This is a genomic window from Actinomadura sp. 3N407 (assembly GCF_052245875.1).
In the GTDB taxonomy this organism is placed as follows: Bacteria; Actinomycetota; Actinomycetes; order Streptosporangiales; family Streptosporangiaceae; genus Spirillospora.
In genome coordinates this window covers 403,350-421,168 of record NZ_JBQQBP010000006.1, presented here as the reverse complement: position 1 = coordinate 421,168, position 17,819 = coordinate 403,350, and the positions used below count along the sequence as shown (strand labels likewise).

The following is a 17,819-nucleotide window of genomic DNA, read 5'->3' as shown; positions in this document are numbered from 1 at the left end:
TCGGTCTCGAACTCAGATGTCGTAGTAGAGCTCGAATTCGTGGGGGTGGGGGCGGAGGCGGATCGGGTCGATCTCGAACTCGTTCTTCATCGTGATCCAGGTCTCGATGAGGTCCGGGGTGAACACGCCGCCTTCGAGGAGGTAGTCGTGGTCGGCTTCCAGGGCCGCGAGGACCTCGGGCAACGAGCCGGGGACCTGCGGGATGGCGCGGGCCTCCTCGGGCGGGAGTTCGTAGAGGTCCTTGTCGACCGGCTCGGCGGGCTCGATCTTGTTCTTGATGCCGTCCAGGCCGGCCATCAGCATCGCGGAGAAGGCCAGGTAGGGGTTGCAGGACGGGTCCGGGACGCGGAACTCGACGCGCTTGGCCTTCGGGTTCGAGCCGGTGATCGGGATGCGGATGCAGGCGGAGCGGTTGCGCTGGGAGTAGACCAGGTTGACCGGGGCCTCGAAGCCGGGGACGAGGCGGTGGTAGCTGTTGACCGTCGGGTTGGTGAAGGCCAGCAGGGACGGGGCGTGCTTGAGCAGGCCGCCGATGTAGTAGCGGGCGTTGTCGGACAGGCCCGCGTAGCCGACCTCGTCGTAGAACAGCGGCGAGCCGTCCTTCCAGAGGGACTGGTGGCAGTGCATCCCGGAGCCGTTGTCACCGAAGATCGGCTTCGGCATGAAGGTCACGGTCTTGCCGGCGTCGCGCGCGACGTTCTTGACGATGTACTTGTAGAGGAGGAGCTGGTCGGCCGTCTTCAGCAGGGTGTCGAAGCGGAAGTCGATCTCGGCCTGGCCGGCGGTGCCGACCTCGTGGTGCTGCATCTCGACGTGGATGCCGACGTCGAGGAGCTGCGCGACCATCTCCGAGCGCAGGTCGGTGTAGTGGTCCATCGGCGGGACGGGGAAGTAGCCGCCCTTGTAGGGGGGCTTGGCGCCGAGGTTGCCGCCGGGCTCCTCGCGGCCGGTGTTCCAGGCGCCCTCGACCGAGTCGAGGTAGTAGTAGCCGGCGTTCTGCTTCGTCTCGAACCGGACGTCGTCGAAGATGTAGAACTCGGCCTCGGGACCGAAGTAGCAGGTGTCGGCGATGCCGGTGCCGCGCAGGTAGTCCTGCGCCTTCTTGGCCACGTTGCGGGGGTCGCGGCTGTAGGGCTCGCCGGTCAGCGGGTCGTGGACGAAGAAGTTCAGGTTGAGGGTCTTGTGCCGGCGGAACGGGTCGACGACGGCGGTGGACGGGTCCGGGAGCAGGAGCATGTCCGACTCGTGGATCTCCTGGAAACCGCGGACCGACGAGCCGTCGAACATCAGCCCCTCGGTGAAGACGCTCTCGCCGAAGCTCTCGACGGGGAACGTGAAGTGCTGCATCTTGCCCGGCAGGTCCACGAACCGGCAGTCGACGAATCGCACACCTTCGTTCCTGATGTAGCTCAGGACCTCTTCGGCGCTGCTGAACATCCAGCCTCCTTGGGCGCTTCTTGGCTTCCGGCAGGCTATGGCGGCGCCGTTTCCCGGCCGTGTCTCATATGTTTCCGCTGTGTTACGCGTCACGTTGTGCCCGCGGGAGCCGGGTCCGAACCCGCGGGGGGACGGGATAGCTTAGAGGGCATGAGCAGTGGCAAGGCGAAGGCCGGCGGGCCGCGGTGGACGCAGACGTGGCTGGGCGGGGCGCGTTCGGCGGGCGCCGATCTCGGTGAGCCCGGTGCGCGGCTCGGCCTCCCGGACAAGGGCAGCGGCGCCGTCGCGTCCTACGGCCGGCGGCTCGTCGCGCTGTTCGTCGACTGGGGCCTGTCGATGCTGGTGGCGAGCCTGCTGGCGCGTTCGTTCGGGTGGGACCCGTCGCAGCGCAGCATGTGGACGCTGGTCGTCTTCGGGATCCAGGTGTGGCTGCTGACGGCCCTCCTCGGCACGACGATCGGCAAGCGGCTGTGCGGCGTCCGCGTCGCCCGCCTGGACGGGCGGCCCGTCGGGCTCGGCTGGGCACTGGCCAGGACGCTTCTGCTGCTGCTGGTCGTTCCCGCGCTGATCTGGGACCGGGACTACCGGGGCCTGCACGACCGTGCCGCCAACACGGTCGTCGTCAACATCTGAGCCGTTGAAGGAGAGAACGCCCCGCCGGGGGCGTTTTCTCAGCGCGTCTTGGGCTTGGGGCCCTTCGGCATCTTCGCGCCCTTGGGGATCGGGCCCTTCGGCATCTGCATCGACCGGGGCAGTGCCTGGAGCCGGTCGTTCAGCTCGCCCACCTGCCCCTTGTTCAGGTTCCGGGGCAACTTCATCAGGTGGCGCTGCAGCTTGTCCACCGGGATCTGGCCCTCGTCGTCCCCGACCTGCACGTCATAGATCGGCACCTGCTGCGCGGCGCGGGAGAGGCGCTTCTTCTCGGCGCCGAGCAGCGGCCCGACGCGGTTGCGGGGGCCCTCCGAGACCAGCACCACCCCGGGACGGCCCACCGCGCGGTGCACCATGTCGAGGTTGCGGTTGCCGCTGACCGCCTCGGTGACCGTCCATTTGCCGCGCATGTTCTTCAGGATCGCGGCGGCGGCGCCCGGCTGCCCGGCGATCACCTTGTACTGGGCTCGCTGCGCCAGCTGACCGAAGACGATCATGCCGATGGCCAGTCCGGCCATGACGCCCATCGGGATGAAGAACCACAGCTGGCCGACGATCCACCCGATGAGGATGACGACGACCAGGGCGCCGATCGCCGAGGCGAACACGATCGGGAGGGCCTTCGGGTCCGCCTGACGGAGGACCTGGGCGACCATGCGGATCTGCTTGAGGCGGCCCGGACGCTCCTGGGCCCCGTCCGTGGGCTTCTTCGACATAAGTCCAAGGATAGTGGTGTCGCGACGTTCGCGCGTTCAGCTCTCCCGCGCCTCGATCGCCTGCTTGTACAGACGGCCCGCGCGGTAGCTGGAACGGACCAGCGGCCCCGACATGACGCCCGCGAAGCCGATCTCCTCGGCCTCGGCCGACAGCTCGACGAACTCCTCGGGCTTCACCCACCGCTCCACGGGGTGGTGGCGGGCGCTCGGCCGCAGATACTGGGTGATCGTGATCAGTTCGCAGCCGGCCGCGTGCAGGTCGCGCAGCGCCTGCGAGACCTCCTCGCGGGTCTCGCCCATGCCCAGGATCAGGTTGGACTTGGTGACCAGGCCGTCCTCCCGCGCCATGGTGAGGACGTCGAGGGAACGGTCGTAGCGGAACCCGGGCCGGATCCGCTTGAAGATCCGCGGGACGGTCTCCACGTTGTGCGCCAGGACCTCCGGGCGGGACGAGAAGACCTCGGCGAGCTGCTCGGGGACGGCGTTGAAGTCGGGGATCAGCAGTTCGACGCCGCAGCCGGGGATCGCCGCGTGGATCTGCCGGACGGTCTCGGCGTACAGCCAGGCGCCGCCGTCGTCGAGGTCGTCGCGGGCGACGCCGGTGACGGTGGCGTACTTCAGGCCCATCGTGGCCACGGACTCGGCGACGCGGCGCGGCTCGTCCCGGTCGAGCTCGGCGGGCCTGCCGGTGTCGATCTGGCAGAAGTCGCAGCGCCGGGTGCACTGGTCGCCGCCGATCAGGAACGTCGCCTCCCGGTCCTCCCAGCATTCGTAGATGTTGGGGCAGCCGGCCTCCTGGCACACGGTGTGCAGGCCCTCGGACTTCACCAGGCCGCTGAGCTCGCGGTACTGCGGGCCCATCTTCAGCCGGGTCTTGATCCATTCGGGCTTGCGCTCGATCGGGGTCTCGCTGTTGCGTGCCTCGATGCGCAGGAGCTTGCGTCCGTCAGGTGTCACCGTCGTCACGGGACCCAGCGTACGTCGCGATCTCCGGTGGCGGCACACCGGCCGCGGCCCGGCCCGGGCCGGCGGGGCGTAGCGGGGCGTAGCGGGGCGTGGCGGGGCTCAAAGGCGTATCGGAGCGATCTCGAACGCATGACAGTACCCCGTTCACCTCGCGGATTCGCGTGTTTCCGCCATGTCCAACAGCGGATCTCTCTAGGGTGACTCCCTGTCGTCACGCAACAGCGTTAGCAGGAGGACCGCAGTGGGTCTGGCAATGTCGTACCTCAGGGTGCCGCCGGTGCTGGAGGGGGAGCCGGATCCCGGCCGGACCGCCCGCCACATCTTCGGTGCCGCCGACTGGCGCCGCCGCGGCGCGGCGGAACTGTTCGATCTCGGTTGGGCGTGGCAGGCGATGCACTACCTCGTCACCGGCGACCCGTGGGACGGGCGGCAGCCCGAGGCCGACGTCGTGTGCGGCGGGCGGCTGCTCACCGAGGACGGCGCCGACGAACTGGGCATGGACGTGATCTACCTGGCTCCTGACCGGGTCAAGCCCACCGCCGACCATCTGGCCGCGACGCCGTTCGCGAAGGTCGCCGGACGGTACGACCCGGCGGCGATGGGCAAGGCCGGGGTCCAGGACGCCGGCAGGCTCAACGCCGCCGCCCGCGACAAGCTCCTCAAGCCCGCCTACAAGGGGCTGGGGGAGTTCTTCACGGCCGCCGCCGCCGAAGGGCAGGCCGTCTACAAGGTGATGGCCCCCGAGGGCTGATCCCCAGGGCCGACCCCCAGGGGGCCTGATCCCGGGGGTGCCCCTTCAGGCTCCCAGCTGCGCCGTGGTGCGGTGGAGCGTCTCCGCCGCGCCGAGCGCGGCGGACAGGTGCCGCTCGACCAGGGGGACGACCTCGGCGACCGGGACGTCCCGGCCGAGTTCACGGCTGAGGCTGGTCGACCCGACGTCCCGGATCCCGCAGGGGACGATCTTGTCGAACCAGCCCATGTCGTTGTCGCAGTTGAGCATGAACCCGTGCATCGCCACGCCCCGCGCCACCCGGATCCCGATGGAGCCGATCTTGCGGTTCGGGGTCCCGGGCACCCACAGGCCGCTGTGCCCCTCGACGGTGACGGTCCGCAGGCCGAGTTCGGCGCAGACGTCCATCATCATCCGCTCCAGCTGCCGCACGTACCCGACGACGTCCTTCGGGTCGGGCAGCCGGACGATCGGGTAGCCGGTGAGCTGCCCCGGACCATGCCAGGTGATCTTGCCGCCGCGGTCGACGTCGATGACCGGGGCGCCCGGGTCGCCGAAGGGGCGGTCGAGCGCCTCGGTGCGCCGGCCCGCCGTGTAGACCGGCTGATGCTCCAGCAGCAGGACGGTGTCGGGGATCGTGTCGTCCACGCGCAGGGCGTGGGTGCGTTTCTGCAGCTCCCATCCGTCCGGGTAGGGGACGGCCGCCGTGCCGAACCCCGCATGCACCACCACCAGCTCGCGTACGTCCACATCGCTCACACGAGCAAGCTTATGCCTTCACAGCGCGGCGAGCAGGCGGGGCTCCAGGCGGTGCTCCTTCGCCGTCCCCGGCCCGTCCGGCTCGACGCGGTAGGCGCCGGCCTCGCGCCGGTACGAGACGGCCTGGACGAACTCGGTGCCCACGTAGTGCAGCGCCACGGACTCGTCGGCCGCGTACCCGCCGGGCAGGGTCCCCTCGCCGACGAGTTGCTGCAGCAGCGGGCGTCGCTGCGGGTCGCTGTCGTAGTGCACGCCGCACGAGAACGGCAGGAAGCCCAGGCCGCCGGTCAGCGGGCGCAGCTGCGGCCCGAACGAGTCGGTGTTGCCGCCGACGTGCCAGCACAGCGCTCCCGCGCTCTGCCCCGACAGCACCACGCCCTCGTGCCACGCCTCCCGCATGATCTCGTCGAGGCCGTGCAGCCGCCACAGGGCCAGCAGGTTCGCGACGCTGCCGCCGCCCACATAGATGAGGTCCTGGGTGAGCAGGTGCGCCCGGACGTCGGCGACGTTCGGCATCGGGAACAGCGCCAGATGGCTGACCTCGGCGTCCATCGACGCGAACGCGGTGTAGAAGCGTGCGATGTACTCGGCGCCGTCGCCCATCGCCGTGGTCATGAAGCAGACCCTCGGCCGGTCCTGGCCGGTCAGGTCGAACGCGTAGCGCAGCAGCGGGCTCGGTTCGAGCCCCTCCCGGCCGTCCGGCACGAACGTGCCCCCGCCGATCGCGAGGATGTGCGGCTGTCCGTCGGTGCTCATTCACCCTCCCTTGGGCCAAGCTGTCTCAATGTCACCGTATGACTACCGAACGGGATCGGCCGGGACTTTGACGATTCTTGGGACTCAGAGGGCGGCGCGCAGAGCGGAGTCGAGGTCCTGGTGCGCGAACCGGAACCCGGCCTGCTCCAGCCGCCGCGGCAGGACCCGCTGGCTGACCAGCGGTCCCTCGCCGGCGAACTCGCGCAGCGCCGCCCTCAGCGCGAACGCCGGGACGGTCAGCCGCGTCGGCCGGTGCAGAAGACGGCCGAGCGTCCTCGTGTAGGTCTCGTTGGTCACCGGGGTCGGCGCGGTCAGGTTGACCGGCCCGGCGATCTCGTGGTCGATGAGGAACCGCAGCGCCGCGATCTGGTCGGCCATGGAGATCCAGCTCATCCACTGCCCGCCGTCGCCGAGCCTGCCGCCCAGCCCGAACCGGAACAGCGGCAGCGTGCGGCCCAGCATCCCGCCTTCGCGGGCGAGGATGACGCCCGTGCGCGGGTGGACGACCCGGACGCCCGCCTCCTTCGCGGGCGTGGCGGCGGCCTCCCAGTCGCGGACGAGGCCGGCCAGGAAACCGCGCCCCGCGGGGTCCTTCTCGTCGACCTCCCGCCCGCCGGTGTCGCCGTAGAACCCGATCGCGGACCCGCAGACCAGCACGGGCGGCCGCGGGCCGGCCGCCGCGATCGCCTCCGCGATCGTCCGGGTGCCGACCACCCGGCTGTCCCTGATCTTCCGCTTGTACGCCTTCGTCCACGGCCGGTCGCCGATCCCGGCGCCCGCGAGGTGCACCACCGCGTCCGTGCCGTCCAGCGCCGCCGCCTCGACGCAGCCGTCGGCGGGGGACCAGCGCGCCTCGTCGGGTCTGGACGGTTCCCGCCGTATCAGCCGGACGACCTCGTGGCCGTCCTCCAGCAGCGACTGCACCAGCGCCGAGCCGATGAGGCCCGACGAGCCCGTGACGGTGACCCTCATGTCCCCCACCCTAGGCGGACGGCGCCACCGAACGGTGAGATTCTCAGCCGGTCCCGGGTTTCCACGGATCGAACGGATCACCACGCGCGGGACCCCGCCGGCCGGTGGCGCGGCGGGGTCCCGGGGCGTCCGGCGGACGGCGGTCCGCAGGAAACGGTCAGAGGCCGAGGTCGGCCTCGAAGTTGCCCTCCTCCAGGCGGTGCTTGATCGTGGCGAGGAAGCGGGCGGCGTCCGCGCCGTCGATCAGCCGGTGGTCGTAGGTCAGCGCCAGGTAGACCATCGAGCGCACCGCGATGACCTCGCCCAGGTCCGGGTCGTCGATGACGGCGGGACGCTTGACCACGGCGCCGGTGCCGAGCATGCCGACCTGCGGCTGGTTGAGGATCGGGGTGTCGAACAGCGCGCCGCGGCTGCCGGTGTTGGTCAGCGTGAACGTGCCGCCGGCCAGCTCGTCCGGGCTCACCTTGCCGGCGCGGGTGCGCTCGGCGATGTCGGCGATCCGCTGCGCGAGACCGCCCAGGTTGAGCTGTCCCGCGTTGTGCACGACCGGGACCATCAGGCCGCGCTCGGGCACGTCCACCGCGATGCTGAGGTTCTCCACCTCGTGGTAGGTGACCTCGTTGGTCTCGCCGTTGATGACCGCGTTCATCTTCGGGTGCGCCTTGAGCGCCTCGACCGTCGCCATCGCGAAGAACGGCAGGAACGACAGCTTGACGCCCTCGCGGGCCTGGAAGTCGGCCTTGGCCTGCTCCCGCAGCCGCGCGATCTTGGTGATGTCCACCTCGACGACGGTGGTGAGCTGCGCGGAGACCTGCAGCGACTCCACCATGCGGCGGGCGATCGTCTGCCGCATGCGCGACATCTTCTCGGTGTGGCCGCGCAGCTCGAGCTGCTCGGCGGGGGCGCCGGCGGGCGCCGGGGCGGCGTGCCGGCCGGCGGGGGCCTGCGGAGCGGCGGCCGGAGCCGGAGCCGGGGCCGGGGGCGCCTGCCGGGCGGCCTCCTGGGCGGCGCGGGCCGCCTCCAGGACGTCCTGCTTGCGGATGCGGCCGCCGACGCCGGTGCCCTTGACCGTGGACAGGTCCACGCTGTGCTCGGCGGCGAGCTTGCGCACCAGCGGCGTGACGTACGGCCCCTCACCGGACGGCGCCTCGGCCTGGGCGGGCGCGGGCGGCTGCTGCGCCGCCGGGGCCGGCTCCGGCTGCCGCGGGGGCTGCGGCGCGGCGGGCGCGGGCGTCGGCGGCGCCGGCGGCTGCTCCTGCGCGGGCGGCGGCCAGGCGGCGGGCGGCGGGGCCTGCTGCGGCTCCGGCTGCGGGGCCGGCGCCTCCTCGGCCTGCGGCTCGGGGGCCTCCTGCTCCCCGGCGGCCGGGGCTTCGCCACCGGACGCCGCCTCGCCCTCGTCGCCGATGACGGCCAGTTCGGCGCCGACCTCGACGGTCTCGTCCTCGGCGACGGTGATGCTGGTCAGGACGCCCGAGGCGGGCGAGGGGATCTCGGTGTCGACCTTGTCGGTCGACACTTCCAGGAGCGGCTCGTCGGTCTCGACGCGCTCGCCCTCCTTCTTGAGCCAGCGGGTGACGGTGCCCTCGGTGACGCTCTCGCCGAGCTGGGGCATGGTGACGGAGACCGGCATGTCTCAGCGACTCCTTCGGAATACTTGTGCGGCGTTCAGCCGTGCACGTGCAGTGGTTTGCCGGCGAGGGCGAGATGTGCCTCGCCGACCGCCTCGGACTGGGTCGGGTGGGGGTGGATCAGCTGGGCGACCTCGCCCGGCAGGGCCTCCCAGTTGTAGATGAGCTGGCCCTCCGCGATGAGCTCGCCGACGCGGGCGCCGACCATGTGGAGGCCGAGGACGGGACCGTCCACGGCCGCGATCACCTTCACCTCGCCCTGCGTCCCCAGGATCTTGCTCTTGGGGTTGCCCGCGAGGTCGTGGGTGACCTCCTTGATCTCGTACCCGCGTTCCCTGGCCACGGCGGAGGTGATCCCGACCGAGGCCACCTCGGGGGCGGAGTAGGTGATGCGGGGAACGCCGTCGTAGTCGATCGGCGGCGGGGTGAGCCCGGCGAGCCGCTCGGCGACGAGGATTCCCTCGGCGAAGCCGACATGGGCGAGCTGCGGCGTCGGGATCAGGTCCCCGACCGCAGAGATCGTGGGGACGTTCGTCCGGCAGTACTCGTCGACCTTCACGAAACCGCGCTCGGTCTCGACGCCGGCCTCGGCCAGGCCGATGCCTTCGGAGACCGGGGCGCGTCCCACCGCCACCAGCAGCAGCTCCGCGTCGACCGTCTTGCCGCCCTCGAGCGTGACGGCGATGCCGCCCTGCGTCGTCTTGGCGCTCTCGAAGCGGGTGCCGACCTCGAACTTGATGCCGCGCTTGCGGAACGCGCGCTCCAGCCGCTTGGAGCTGGACTCCTCCTCCAGCGGCAGCAGGTGCGGGAGGGCCTCGACGACGGTGACCTCGGCGCCGAACGAGCGCCAGACGCTGGCGAACTCGACCCCGATCACGCCTCCGCCGAGGATGACGACCGAACCCGGGACGCGGTCGAGCCGCAGCGCGTGGTCGCTGGAGATGACCCGCTCGCCGTCGATCTCCAGGCCGGGCAGCGTCTTCGGTTCCGACCCGGTGCCGAGCACGATGTGCCGGCCCTCGATCGTCCGGACCTGCCCGTCCGCGGTGGCGACCTCGACCGCCGCCGGGCCGGTGAGCCGTCCGGAGCCGTGCACGACCTCGATGCCGCGGGACTTGATCAGCCCGGTGAGGCCCTTCACGGTCGTCGTGACGACCTTGTCCTTGTAGGCGTTCACGCCGGCGACGTCGATGCCCTCGAACGTGGTCTTCACGCCGAACGTCGCGGCTTCGCGGGACTGGTCCGCCACCTCGGCCGCGTGCAGCAGCGCCTTGGTGGGGATGCAGCCGCGGTTGAGGCACGTCCCGCCGAGGGACTCGTCCCGCTCGATGAGCGCGACGGACTTGCCGAGCTCGGCGGCGCGCAGCGCGCACGCGTAACCGCCGCTGCCGGCACCTAGGACGACGATGTCGAAGGGGCCGCTGTTGGCCACTGGTCGCTCCCTTTCCCCGGTTGTGGCGCCGCGTGGTCCGGGGCGCCCTGGGCGGGGCGGGGGCACACCGGGTTCCGGGCCCCCACCGCCACGAGAAAATCTATTCTGTTCTCCACCCGGACAGCGGGCAGGCCCCCTACAGAATTCCCGCGGCGACGTCCTCGGCGATCTGGACGAGCGTCCGGGCCGCGGCGCCGGTGCCGCCCTTCGGGGTGTAGCCGTAGGGCTCGCCCTTGTTGAACGACGGTCCGGCGATGTCGAGGTGGGCCCACTTGACGCCGTCCGGCACGAACTCCTTGAGGAACGTGCCGGCGACGAGCATGCCGCCCCACCGCTCGCCGCTGATGTTGGCGATGTCGGCGACCGCCGAGTCGAGGCCCTTGCGCAGCTCCGCCGGAAGGGGCATGCCCCAGGACGGTTCCCCGGCGCGCTCGGCCGCCGCGACCACCTTCTCACGGACGTCGTCGTCGTTGGCCATGACCCCGGTGGTCCGGGTGCCGAGCGCGACGAGTTGCGCGCCGGTCAGCGTGGCCACGTCCACGATCAGGTCGGGGGAGTCCTCGCCCGCGCGCACGAGGGCGTCGGCCAGGACGAGACGCCCCTCGGCGTCGGTGTTGAGGACCTCGACGGTCTTGCCGCCGTAGATGCGCAGCACGTCCGACGGGCGCTGCGCGGTGCCGCTCGGCATGTTCTCCGCGATGGCCAGGTAGCCGACCACGTTGACCTCGGGGCCGAGAGCGGCGATGGCCGACAGGGCGCCGAGCACCGCCGCCGCGCCGCCCATGTCGGACTTCATCCAGTCCATGGCCTCGGCGGGCTTGAGGGACAGGCCGCCGGAGTCGAACGTGATGCCCTTGCCGACCAGGGCGAGGGTCTTGGACGCCTCCGGGTGGCTGTAGGAGAGGCGGACGAGCCGCGGCGGGTTGACCGAGCCCTGCCCGACGCCCGCGATGCCGCCGTAGCCGCCTTCCACGAGGCCCTTCTCGTCCAGCACCTCGATGGACAGGCCGCTCTCGCCGGCGACCCGCTCGGCCTCGCCCGCGAGGTCCTCGGGGGACAGGTGGGACGGCGGGGCGTTGACCAGGTCGCGGACCAGCTTGACCGAGGCGGCGAGGGTCCGCGCGCGCTCCACGGCCGCCTCCGCGCCGCCGTCCGGCGCCGCGGGGGAGACCAGGCGGATCTCCTCGACCGGGCTCTTGTGCTCGTCACCGGTGCGGTAGGCGTCGAAGGAGTAGGCGCCGAGCAGCGCGCCCAGCGCGACGGCCTCGACGCCCTCGGCGGACCCCTCGGCCGACGGGGCGGGCAGCGCGACGGCGACCCTGGCGGTGCCGGCGAGGGAGCGGACGGCGGCGCCCGCGGCGCGGCGCACGTCCTCGGCGGAGGGCGTCTCGCCCAGCCCGGCGGCGACGATGACCTTGGCGGTGACGGCACCGAGTGCGGGCACCTTGGTGATCTCCCCGGCCTTGCCGGTGGCGCCCAGCGCGCCAAGCGCCTCCGTGAGCCGTCCGTCCAGCGCGCGGTCGAGGTCCTCGGCGCCGGCGGCCAGTGCGGGGCCCTCCTCGGCGGGGGCGACGCCGATCACGATCGCGTCGACGTCGATGCTGGCCAGGGCTGCGCTGTCAAGGCTGATGGTCGTCACGTAGCACGATGTTAGTCGTCCCGGTGACCGGTTTCGTCCTTTTGGATCAAGCATTGCCCGGCGCGGGGACTCAGCCGCCCGGCGGGACGGCGGCGAGAACGATCAAGGCGGCCGTGCCGGCGATCTCGACCAGGGCGCCCAGGACGTCGCCGGTCACACCGCCCAGGCGGCGCACGGCGTGGCGGAGCACGAGGAGGGCCGCGGCCAGGGCGGCGGCCACCGCCGCGACGGCGTGGAGCGCGCCGCCGGGCCCCCCGGCGGCCGCCCCGGCGGCCGCGGCGCCTGCCAGGACGGCGGCCGTGACGGCCGACGCGGCGCGGACGGGCACGGTACCCGCCACCAGGGCGCCGAGGCCGTCGGGGCGTGCGGACGGGACGCCGGTGCGGCACGCCCAGGGGAGCGCCAGCCGGCCGGCGGCCGCCGCGATGAGCACCGCGACGGCGGGATGCGGGGCCGCGGCCAGGGCGGTGACCTGGATCAGCAGGGTCAAAAGGAGGGTGACCACGCCGAACGGGCCGATGTCGGACCGCTTCATGATCGCCAATGCCTCGCCGGCGGGACGCCCGCTGCCCAGGCCGTCCGCGAGGTCGGCCAGGCCGTCCAGGTGCAGGGCCCGGGTGACCGCCGCCGTGGCGGCCACCGCGAGGGCCGCCGCCAGGAGGCCCCGCAGGCCGAGCAGGCCGCCCGCCAGCAGGACCAGCGCGGCGGCGCCGCCGGTGATGAGGCCGGCCGCGGGGGCGAGCAGCATGGCCGTGCGGGCGGTGCCCCGGTCGACCCGGTCCGTCCCGAGCGGGACGACCGTGAGCAGCGTGACGGCCAGCCGCAGACCGGCGATCATCCGAGCTCCGTGACGCGTCCCGCCACGACCAGCGCCGTCTCCTCGGACTCGGCCGCGAGCCGCTGGTTGAGCCCCCCGAGCGTGTCGCGGAACACCCGTCCGGACCGCGTCGCCGGCACCGGTGACAGGCCGACCTCGTCGCTCACGGCGACGACGCGCGCTCGTGTGCCGCGCCACGCCGAGATCAGGTCGTCCGAAAGCGGCCGAACCAGGGCCGGGTCGTCCCACGCGGCGGCTTCGTCCATGGCCGCGGTGAGCCAGGTGCCGATGCCATCCACCAGTACCGCGCCTGTCGCGGACTTCAGGACGCCCGCCAGGTCGGTCGTTTCGACAGTGCGCCACCATGCGGGGCGGCGAATCCGGTGGGCGGTGACGCGTTCCTGCCATTCCGGGTCGTCGTCGACCGGCCCGGTCGCGGCGTAGAGGACCTCTGGGCAGGCGGCCAGACGCAGTTCGGCCTCGGCGGACTTACCTGACCGTGACCCGCCCAGAAGAAGGGTCCGGTGCGGGCCGTGCTGGGGGCGGTTCCAGAAGGCCATACGGCGTTCCAGCTCGGCCGGAGACGAGATGCGGTGGTTCACATGTATCGCCACCACCTCCGTCTTGGACGTCGCCGCTGCTGTGCGGCGCAAGTAGCCCAGGTGTTCCGGCGAACCTGCCAGATCCAGCAGGACGGCGTCGTACTCCGCCTCGGCGGCGGGCTCCGGCCTGGCCCCCGGTCCCGCCGCCACCAGCACCCGGTGCCCGTTCGGGCCGCGAACCTCGTATCCGCCGGGCACGTCCGTCCGGGGACAGGCCTCCAGCGGTACGCCGTCGATGACGACGCTGGCCGGTTCGTGTCGGACGCCGGCGGCGCGCAGCCGGTTGCAGGACGCGCAGCGGCACCCCGGCGCGGGCCAGCCCTCCGGGGCGGCGATGCCGCGAAGCTCGATGTTCATGTTGCCCGGAACTCTACGATTACGCTCGCCTGGAAGGATCACGCCGTCCCCCGTCAGGAGGCCCCGTGGGCAATCCACCGAACGGACCATGGCCGGGCTCGCCGGGCCCGGGAGCGCAACCGCCCTACGGGCCGCCCCCCGGCCCGCCGCCGGGAGGCTACGGCCCGCAGCCCGGCCCGCCCGGCCCGTTCGGGCCGCCGCCCCCGCCCGGAGGCAAGGGCGGTGGCGCCGGCCTGGTGATCGCGCTGGCCGCCGGCGGCCTGGTCCTGGTACTGGCCGTCGCCGCGGTCTTCTTCGTGGTCACCCGGGGCGACGACGGTGGCGGCGGTGGCGGCGACGTCCAGCTGAAGGTCGGAAAGATCGCCGGTGGCGCGGAGGCCACGCCGCTCCGCGACGGCGGCCTGGCCATGGCCCGGCCGGGAGTCACCTCACCGGTCGTCGAGGTCTACGAGGACTTCGCCTGCCCGCACTGCGGCGACTTCGACCGCAAGCACGACCCCATGCTGAAGGAGCTGGCGGTCTCGGGAGGGGCCAGGGTCGTGTTCCGCCCGATGCTCATCTTCAACGAGAGCTCCCAGCCGGCGCACGACAACTCCCTCCGGGCGGCGGCCGCGCTGCGCTGCGTCGGCGACGGCGCACGCTGGCTGTCCTACCAGGACGCCCTGTACGCCCGCCAGCCGGCGAGCCTCAGCACACCGGGCTACGCGACGGAGGACCTGATCTCCATCGCGGCGGAACTCGGGCTCACCGGAGACGACTTCACGTCGTGCGTCGAGGAGCAGCGCCACGCCGAGAGCGTCAAGACGGTCAGCCAGGGCTACATATCGTCCGGCATTCGGGGCACGCCCAGCGTGCAGGTGAACGGCCGCACGCTCAGCGAGAGCGAGACCGAGAGCCCCGAGGCGATGCGCCGCGCCATCGAGGCCGCATCTTAAGGCTCTTGTTGGGGGGTGTGGGGGGTCGTCCCCCCACAGAGGCAGGGCTCTTGCCGGGGGTGTTGGAAGTCGTCCCCACCGGGGCGGGGCCGTTGCCGGGGTCGCGTCCTCGTGGGGGAGTCGCCCTGAGAGGGCACGGCGCGGCTAGTCTCACCGCGACGAGGGAGGTCGAACGCGATGGCGTGGAGCTGGCGTTTGGAGAAGACCGACGGGCGCACGGTCGGCATGTCGGAGGAGACCTTCTCGACCCAGGCGGACGCGGAGAGCTGGCTGGGGGAGAACTGGCGGGGGCTGCGCGCCGACGAGGTCGACAAGGTGGCCCTGCTGGACGGCGAGTCTCTGGTCTACGAGATGAGCCTGCACGAACCGGAGTGAGACCGGATACGCCGGCGGGCCGCGGGGCTGAGGCTCCGCGGCCCGTCGCGTTCGTGTCCGGGCGGCCGGTCAGGGGCGCCGGCGGGGGCTGGCGGTCTTGCCGGGGTCGCGGATGACGACCGGGTCGAGGACGTCGTCGATCCGCTTCATGACGTCGCCGTCCAGCTGCACCCCGGCGGCCTTCACGTTGTCGGCGACCTGTTCCGGGCGGCTCGCGCCCACGATCGCCGCCGCCACGTTCGGGTTCTGTAGCGTCCAGGCGATGGCGAGCTGCGCCATCGACAGCCCGAGGTCGGCCGCGATCGGCTCAAGGTCCTGCACGCGGGTCAGCAGGTCGTCGTTCAGGTAGCGCTTGATCATGTCCGCGCCGCCCTTGTCGTCGGTGGCGCGCGACCCCTGGGGCAGCGGCCGGCCCGGCTTGTACTTGCCGGTCAGGACGCCCTGCGCGATCGGCGACCAGACGAGCTGGCCGATGCCCTCCCGCTCGCACAGCGGCACGATCTCCTCCTCGATGACCCGCCACAGCATCGAGTACTGCGGCTGGCTGGAGACGATCCGGTCGAAGCCCATCTCGTCGGCGACCTTGAGGGCGCTCTCGATCTGGTCGGCGCGCCACTCCGACACGCCGACGTAGAGGACCTTGCCCTGCCGGACGAGGTCGTCGAACGCCCGCAGCGTCTCCTCCAGCGGCGACTCGTAGTCGAACCGGTGGGCCTGGTAGAGGTCCACGTAGTCGGTCCCGAGACGGCGCAGGGAGCCGTTGATCGACTCCATGATGTGCTTGCGGGACAGGCCCCTGTCGTTCATGCCGGGGCCGGTGGGCCAGTAGACCTTGGTGAAGATCTCCAGCCCCTCGCGGCGCCGGCCCTTGAGCGCGCGCCCGAGGACCTCCTCGGCGCGCGTGCCGGCGTAGACGTCCGCGGTGTCGAAGGTGGTGATCCCCTCGTCGAGGGCCGCCTGCACGCACGCGCGCGCCGCGTCCTCCTCGACCTGGGAGCCGTGGGTGAGCCAGTTGCCGTACGCGATCTCGCTGATCTTCAGACCGCTCCGGCCCAGGTTTCGGAACTCCATGGCCCCGACCCTAGCCGTCCGGTGATCGGGAACCCCATGGCGCGGTCCGGACGCGGAACAGACCCGGCGGGGCCGGTTCCGGACGGCGTCGCGGGCCGTCGGTCAGACCTTCTCCTTCTCGCCGACCCGCACCTGCGGGTTCGGGATGCGCAGGCGGCGGATCTGCATGGCGCGCATCGCCGCGTACATCCCGACGCCCTTGGGGTCCTCGTCGGGGTAGCGCTCGGCGGCCAGCTTCTTGATGCCGCGGCTCAGCAGGATGCCCTCGGCGAACACCACGAAGAGCAGCACCGGCGGCGCGAACAGCACCAGCAGCCGCGCCACGGGGATCGGGAGCATGCTGAGCAGCACGATCGCGAACATGCCGTACATCAGGTAGGAGCCGACCGTGCGGCGCGAGTCCACATAGTCGCGGGCGAGCCTGCGCACGGGACCCTTGTCCCGCTTGAGGAGGTGCTCCTCCTTGCCCTTGGCCATGCCCGCGCGGGCCTTGGCGCGGTCGGCGGCCTGCTTCTCCCGCAGCTTCTTGTAGGCCTCCTTGCGGGTGGCCGGGGCGGTGATCGGCTGCCGACGGCGCTTCTCGGCCTCCTTGCGCTTGGGCGTGGGGCGGCCCTTGCCTCCCGGCTTTACTACCTGAGGAGGATTCGCCGGGGCCTCCTGGGTACGACGCTTGAACACGGGATCAGCCTACCGGGCTGCGAACATCGTGGCTGCCTCGCGCGTTAACGCGTAGGGTGATAAGAACCCCAGCAGTGGTCATTGAGCCCAGTTTGCGACTGAGGCGACAGCACGAAGGGACCGGCGCCGCGCGATGAGCGTGATGAAAAGAATGTCGATGATCTTCAAGGCCAAGGCCAACAAGGCCCTTGACCGGGCGGAGGATCCTCGCGAGACCCTCGATTACTCCTACCAGCGACAGCTGGAGATGCTGCAGAAGGTCCGTCGCGGGGTCGCCGACGTCGCCACCTCGCGCAAGCGTCTCGAGTTGCAGATCAACCAGCTGGAACAGCAGCAGGGCAAGCTGACCGACCAGGGCAAGAAGGCGCTGCAGGTGGGCCGGGAGGACCTCGCCCGCGAGGCGCTGACCCGAAGGTCCGGGCTGGAGGGCCAGCTGAGCGACCTGCGCGCCCAGTACCAGCAGCTGCAGGGCGAGGAGGAGAAGCTCACGCTCGCCTCCCAGCGGCTGCAGGCCAAGGTCGACTCCTTCCGCACCCGCAAGGAGACGATCAAGGCGACCTACACCGCCGCCGAGGCGCAGACCAAGATCAACGAGGCGTTCTCCGGCATCTCCGAGGAGATGGGCGACGTGGGTCTGGCGATCCAGCGCGCCGAGGAGAAGACCGACACCATGAAGGCGCGTGCCGGCGCGATCGACGAGCTGCTGGCCTCCGGCGCCCTGGAGGACTTCTCCGGTCCGAAGGACGACATCCAGGCCGAGCTCGACCGGATGGGCTCCGGCCCCGGCGTCGACATGGAGCTGGAGCGGCTCAAGGCCGAACTCGGCCAGGGTCCCGCGCCCAAGGAGCTGAACGAGGGCACGCCGACAGCGCAGCCGCAGCAGCAGGACGCCCCGCAGGAGGCCCAGTGGCCGCAGAAGCCCGGGGGTGCCCAGTGATCGTCCGCTTGATGGGCGAGGGTCAGCTGGACGTGGCCGACGAGGACCTGTCCGCTCTGAACACGCTCGACTCCGAACTGGAGTCGGCGATCGAGTCGGGTGACGAGACGAGCTTCCGCTCCGCGTTGCACGCGCTGCTGGAGAACGTCCGCAAGGTGGGCAGGCCTCTTCCGCCGGACAGCCTGGCGCCGTCCGAGCTGATCCTCCCCCCGGCGGACGCGCACATCGACGAGGTGCGGTCGATGCTGGGGGACGAGGGACTGATTCCCGACTGAACGGCACGAGACCTGGGCCTGCCCCCCCGAATTGGACAGTCAGGCACAAAACCTAGGTTTCGCGCGTTATGACAAGTGAATAACGA

General features: G+C 71.7%; 19 protein-coding genes. 6 read left to right on the top strand and 13 right to left on the bottom strand.

Translation table 11 applies throughout. The annotated features are described in order from the left end of the window. Nucleotides 1–12: 12 nt before the first annotated feature. Complete coding sequence (glnA, locus tag ACTWPP_RS18420; RefSeq protein ID WP_443105497.1) at nucleotides 13–1,437, bottom strand: type I glutamate--ammonia ligase; 1,425 nt, start codon at nucleotides 1,435–1,437, stop codon at nucleotides 13–15. 150 nt (nucleotides 1,438–1,587) lie between these two features. Here glnA and ACTWPP_RS18415 point away from each other — a divergent pair, with 150 nt between their 5' ends. Further along, nucleotides 1,588–2,070 (top strand): RDD family protein, encoded by a 483-nt coding sequence (locus ACTWPP_RS18415; RefSeq protein ID WP_443105496.1) that lies wholly within the window; start codon nucleotides 1,588–1,590, stop codon nucleotides 2,068–2,070. Between the two features lie 38 nt (nucleotides 2,071–2,108). Here the strand turns inward: ACTWPP_RS18415 and ACTWPP_RS18410 are convergent, their stop codons facing one another. Both ACTWPP_RS18410 and lipA read right to left on the bottom strand, forming a co-directional pair. After that, nucleotides 2,109–2,804 carry a DUF4191 domain-containing protein gene (locus ACTWPP_RS18410; protein WP_443105495.1) on the bottom strand — a complete coding sequence of 232 codons (696 nt, stop codon included), beginning with the start codon at nucleotides 2,802–2,804 and terminating at the stop codon, nucleotides 2,109–2,111. 36 nt (nucleotides 2,805–2,840) lie between these two features. Further along, nucleotides 2,841–3,770, bottom strand: a complete 930-nt coding sequence (lipA, locus tag ACTWPP_RS18405; protein ID WP_443105494.1) for a lipoyl synthase — start codon at nucleotides 3,768–3,770, stop codon at nucleotides 2,841–2,843. A gap of 241 nt (nucleotides 3,771–4,011) precedes the next feature. On the opposite strand from lipA, the gene ACTWPP_RS18400 reads away from it, so the two are divergent. Further along, complete coding sequence (locus tag ACTWPP_RS18400; protein ID WP_443105493.1) at nucleotides 4,012–4,521, top strand: DUF1877 family protein; 510 nt, start codon at nucleotides 4,012–4,014, stop codon at nucleotides 4,519–4,521. 45 nt (nucleotides 4,522–4,566) lie between these two features. Here the strand turns inward: ACTWPP_RS18400 and lipB are convergent, their stop codons facing one another. The 8 genes from lipB to ACTWPP_RS18360 all read right to left on the bottom strand — a co-directional run bounded on the left by lipB (nucleotide 4,567) and on the right by ACTWPP_RS18360 (nucleotide 13,462). Continuing rightward, nucleotides 4,567–5,259 (bottom strand): lipoyl(octanoyl) transferase LipB, encoded by a 693-nt coding sequence (gene lipB / locus ACTWPP_RS18395; RefSeq protein ID WP_443105492.1) that lies wholly within the window; start codon nucleotides 5,257–5,259, stop codon nucleotides 4,567–4,569. An 18-nt stretch (nucleotides 5,260–5,277) separates the two neighbouring features. Beyond that, nucleotides 5,278–6,015, bottom strand: a complete 738-nt coding sequence (locus ACTWPP_RS18390) for a Type 1 glutamine amidotransferase-like domain-containing protein (protein WP_443105491.1) — start codon at nucleotides 6,013–6,015, stop codon at nucleotides 5,278–5,280. Nucleotides 6,016–6,099: 84 nt separating this feature from the next. Continuing rightward, nucleotides 6,100–6,987, bottom strand: coding sequence for a TIGR01777 family oxidoreductase (locus ACTWPP_RS18385; protein WP_443105490.1), 888 nt, complete (start codon nucleotides 6,985–6,987; stop codon nucleotides 6,100–6,102). Nucleotides 6,988–7,144: 157 nt separating this feature from the next. Continuing rightward, nucleotides 7,145–8,617 carry a 2-oxoglutarate dehydrogenase, E2 component, dihydrolipoamide succinyltransferase gene (gene sucB / locus ACTWPP_RS18380; protein ID WP_443105489.1) on the bottom strand — a complete coding sequence of 491 codons (1,473 nt, stop codon included), beginning with the start codon at nucleotides 8,615–8,617 and terminating at the stop codon, nucleotides 7,145–7,147. 35 nt (nucleotides 8,618–8,652) lie between these two features. Beyond that, nucleotides 8,653–10,047 (bottom strand): dihydrolipoyl dehydrogenase, encoded by a 1,395-nt coding sequence (lpdA, locus tag ACTWPP_RS18375; RefSeq protein WP_443105488.1) that lies wholly within the window; start codon nucleotides 10,045–10,047, stop codon nucleotides 8,653–8,655. A 136-nt stretch (nucleotides 10,048–10,183) separates the two neighbouring features. Then, on the bottom strand, nucleotides 10,184–11,740 hold the full coding sequence (locus ACTWPP_RS18370; RefSeq protein WP_443105487.1) for a leucyl aminopeptidase: 1,557 nt from the start codon (nucleotides 11,738–11,740) through the stop codon (nucleotides 10,184–10,186). Nucleotides 11,741–11,756: 16 nt separating this feature from the next. After that, entirely contained in the window at nucleotides 11,757–12,524 is a 768-nt protein-coding gene (locus ACTWPP_RS18365; RefSeq protein WP_443105486.1) for an adenosylcobinamide-GDP ribazoletransferase, read from the bottom strand. Beyond that, complete coding sequence (locus ACTWPP_RS18360; protein WP_443105485.1) at nucleotides 12,521–13,462, bottom strand: bifunctional adenosylcobinamide kinase/adenosylcobinamide-phosphate guanylyltransferase; 942 nt, start codon at nucleotides 13,460–13,462, stop codon at nucleotides 12,521–12,523. Before ACTWPP_RS18360 ends, ACTWPP_RS18365 begins: the two co-directional genes overlap by 4 nt. Nucleotides 13,463–13,527: 65 nt before the next feature. Between ACTWPP_RS18360 and ACTWPP_RS18355 the strand changes: the two genes are divergently transcribed. Both ACTWPP_RS18355 and ACTWPP_RS18350 read left to right on the top strand, forming a co-directional pair. After that, nucleotides 13,528–14,397 carry a DsbA family protein gene (locus tag ACTWPP_RS18355; protein WP_443105484.1) on the top strand — a complete coding sequence of 290 codons (870 nt, stop codon included), beginning with the start codon at nucleotides 13,528–13,530 and terminating at the stop codon, nucleotides 14,395–14,397. 195 nt (nucleotides 14,398–14,592) lie between these two features. Beyond that, entirely contained in the window at nucleotides 14,593–14,772 is a 180-nt protein-coding gene (locus ACTWPP_RS18350) for a hypothetical protein (protein WP_443105483.1), read from the top strand. Between the two features lie 69 nt (nucleotides 14,773–14,841). Here ACTWPP_RS18350 and ACTWPP_RS18345 read toward each other — a convergent pair whose 3' ends face one another. Together ACTWPP_RS18345 and ACTWPP_RS18340 are read right to left on the bottom strand one after the other, a co-directional pair. Further along, a complete protein-coding gene (locus tag ACTWPP_RS18345; RefSeq protein ID WP_443105482.1) occupies nucleotides 14,842–15,843 on the bottom strand; it encodes an aldo/keto reductase family protein in 1,002 nt (333 codons plus the stop codon). Nucleotides 15,844–15,945: 102 nt separating this feature from the next. Then, nucleotides 15,946–16,521, bottom strand: a complete 576-nt coding sequence (locus ACTWPP_RS18340; protein ID WP_443105481.1) for a DUF3043 domain-containing protein — start codon at nucleotides 16,519–16,521, stop codon at nucleotides 15,946–15,948. Nucleotides 16,522–16,654: 133 nt separating this feature from the next. Between ACTWPP_RS18340 and ACTWPP_RS18335 the strand changes: the two genes are divergently transcribed. After that, nucleotides 16,655–17,458, top strand: coding sequence for a PspA/IM30 family protein (locus ACTWPP_RS18335; RefSeq protein ID WP_443105480.1), 804 nt, complete (start codon nucleotides 16,655–16,657; stop codon nucleotides 17,456–17,458). Next, nucleotides 17,455–17,733: a PspA-associated protein PspAA gene (gene pspAA / locus ACTWPP_RS18330; RefSeq protein WP_443105479.1), complete on the top strand. Its 279-nt coding sequence runs from the start codon at nucleotides 17,455–17,457 to the stop codon at nucleotides 17,731–17,733. Before ACTWPP_RS18335 ends, pspAA begins: the two co-directional genes overlap by 4 nt. Nucleotides 17,734–17,819 lie beyond the last annotated feature (86 nt).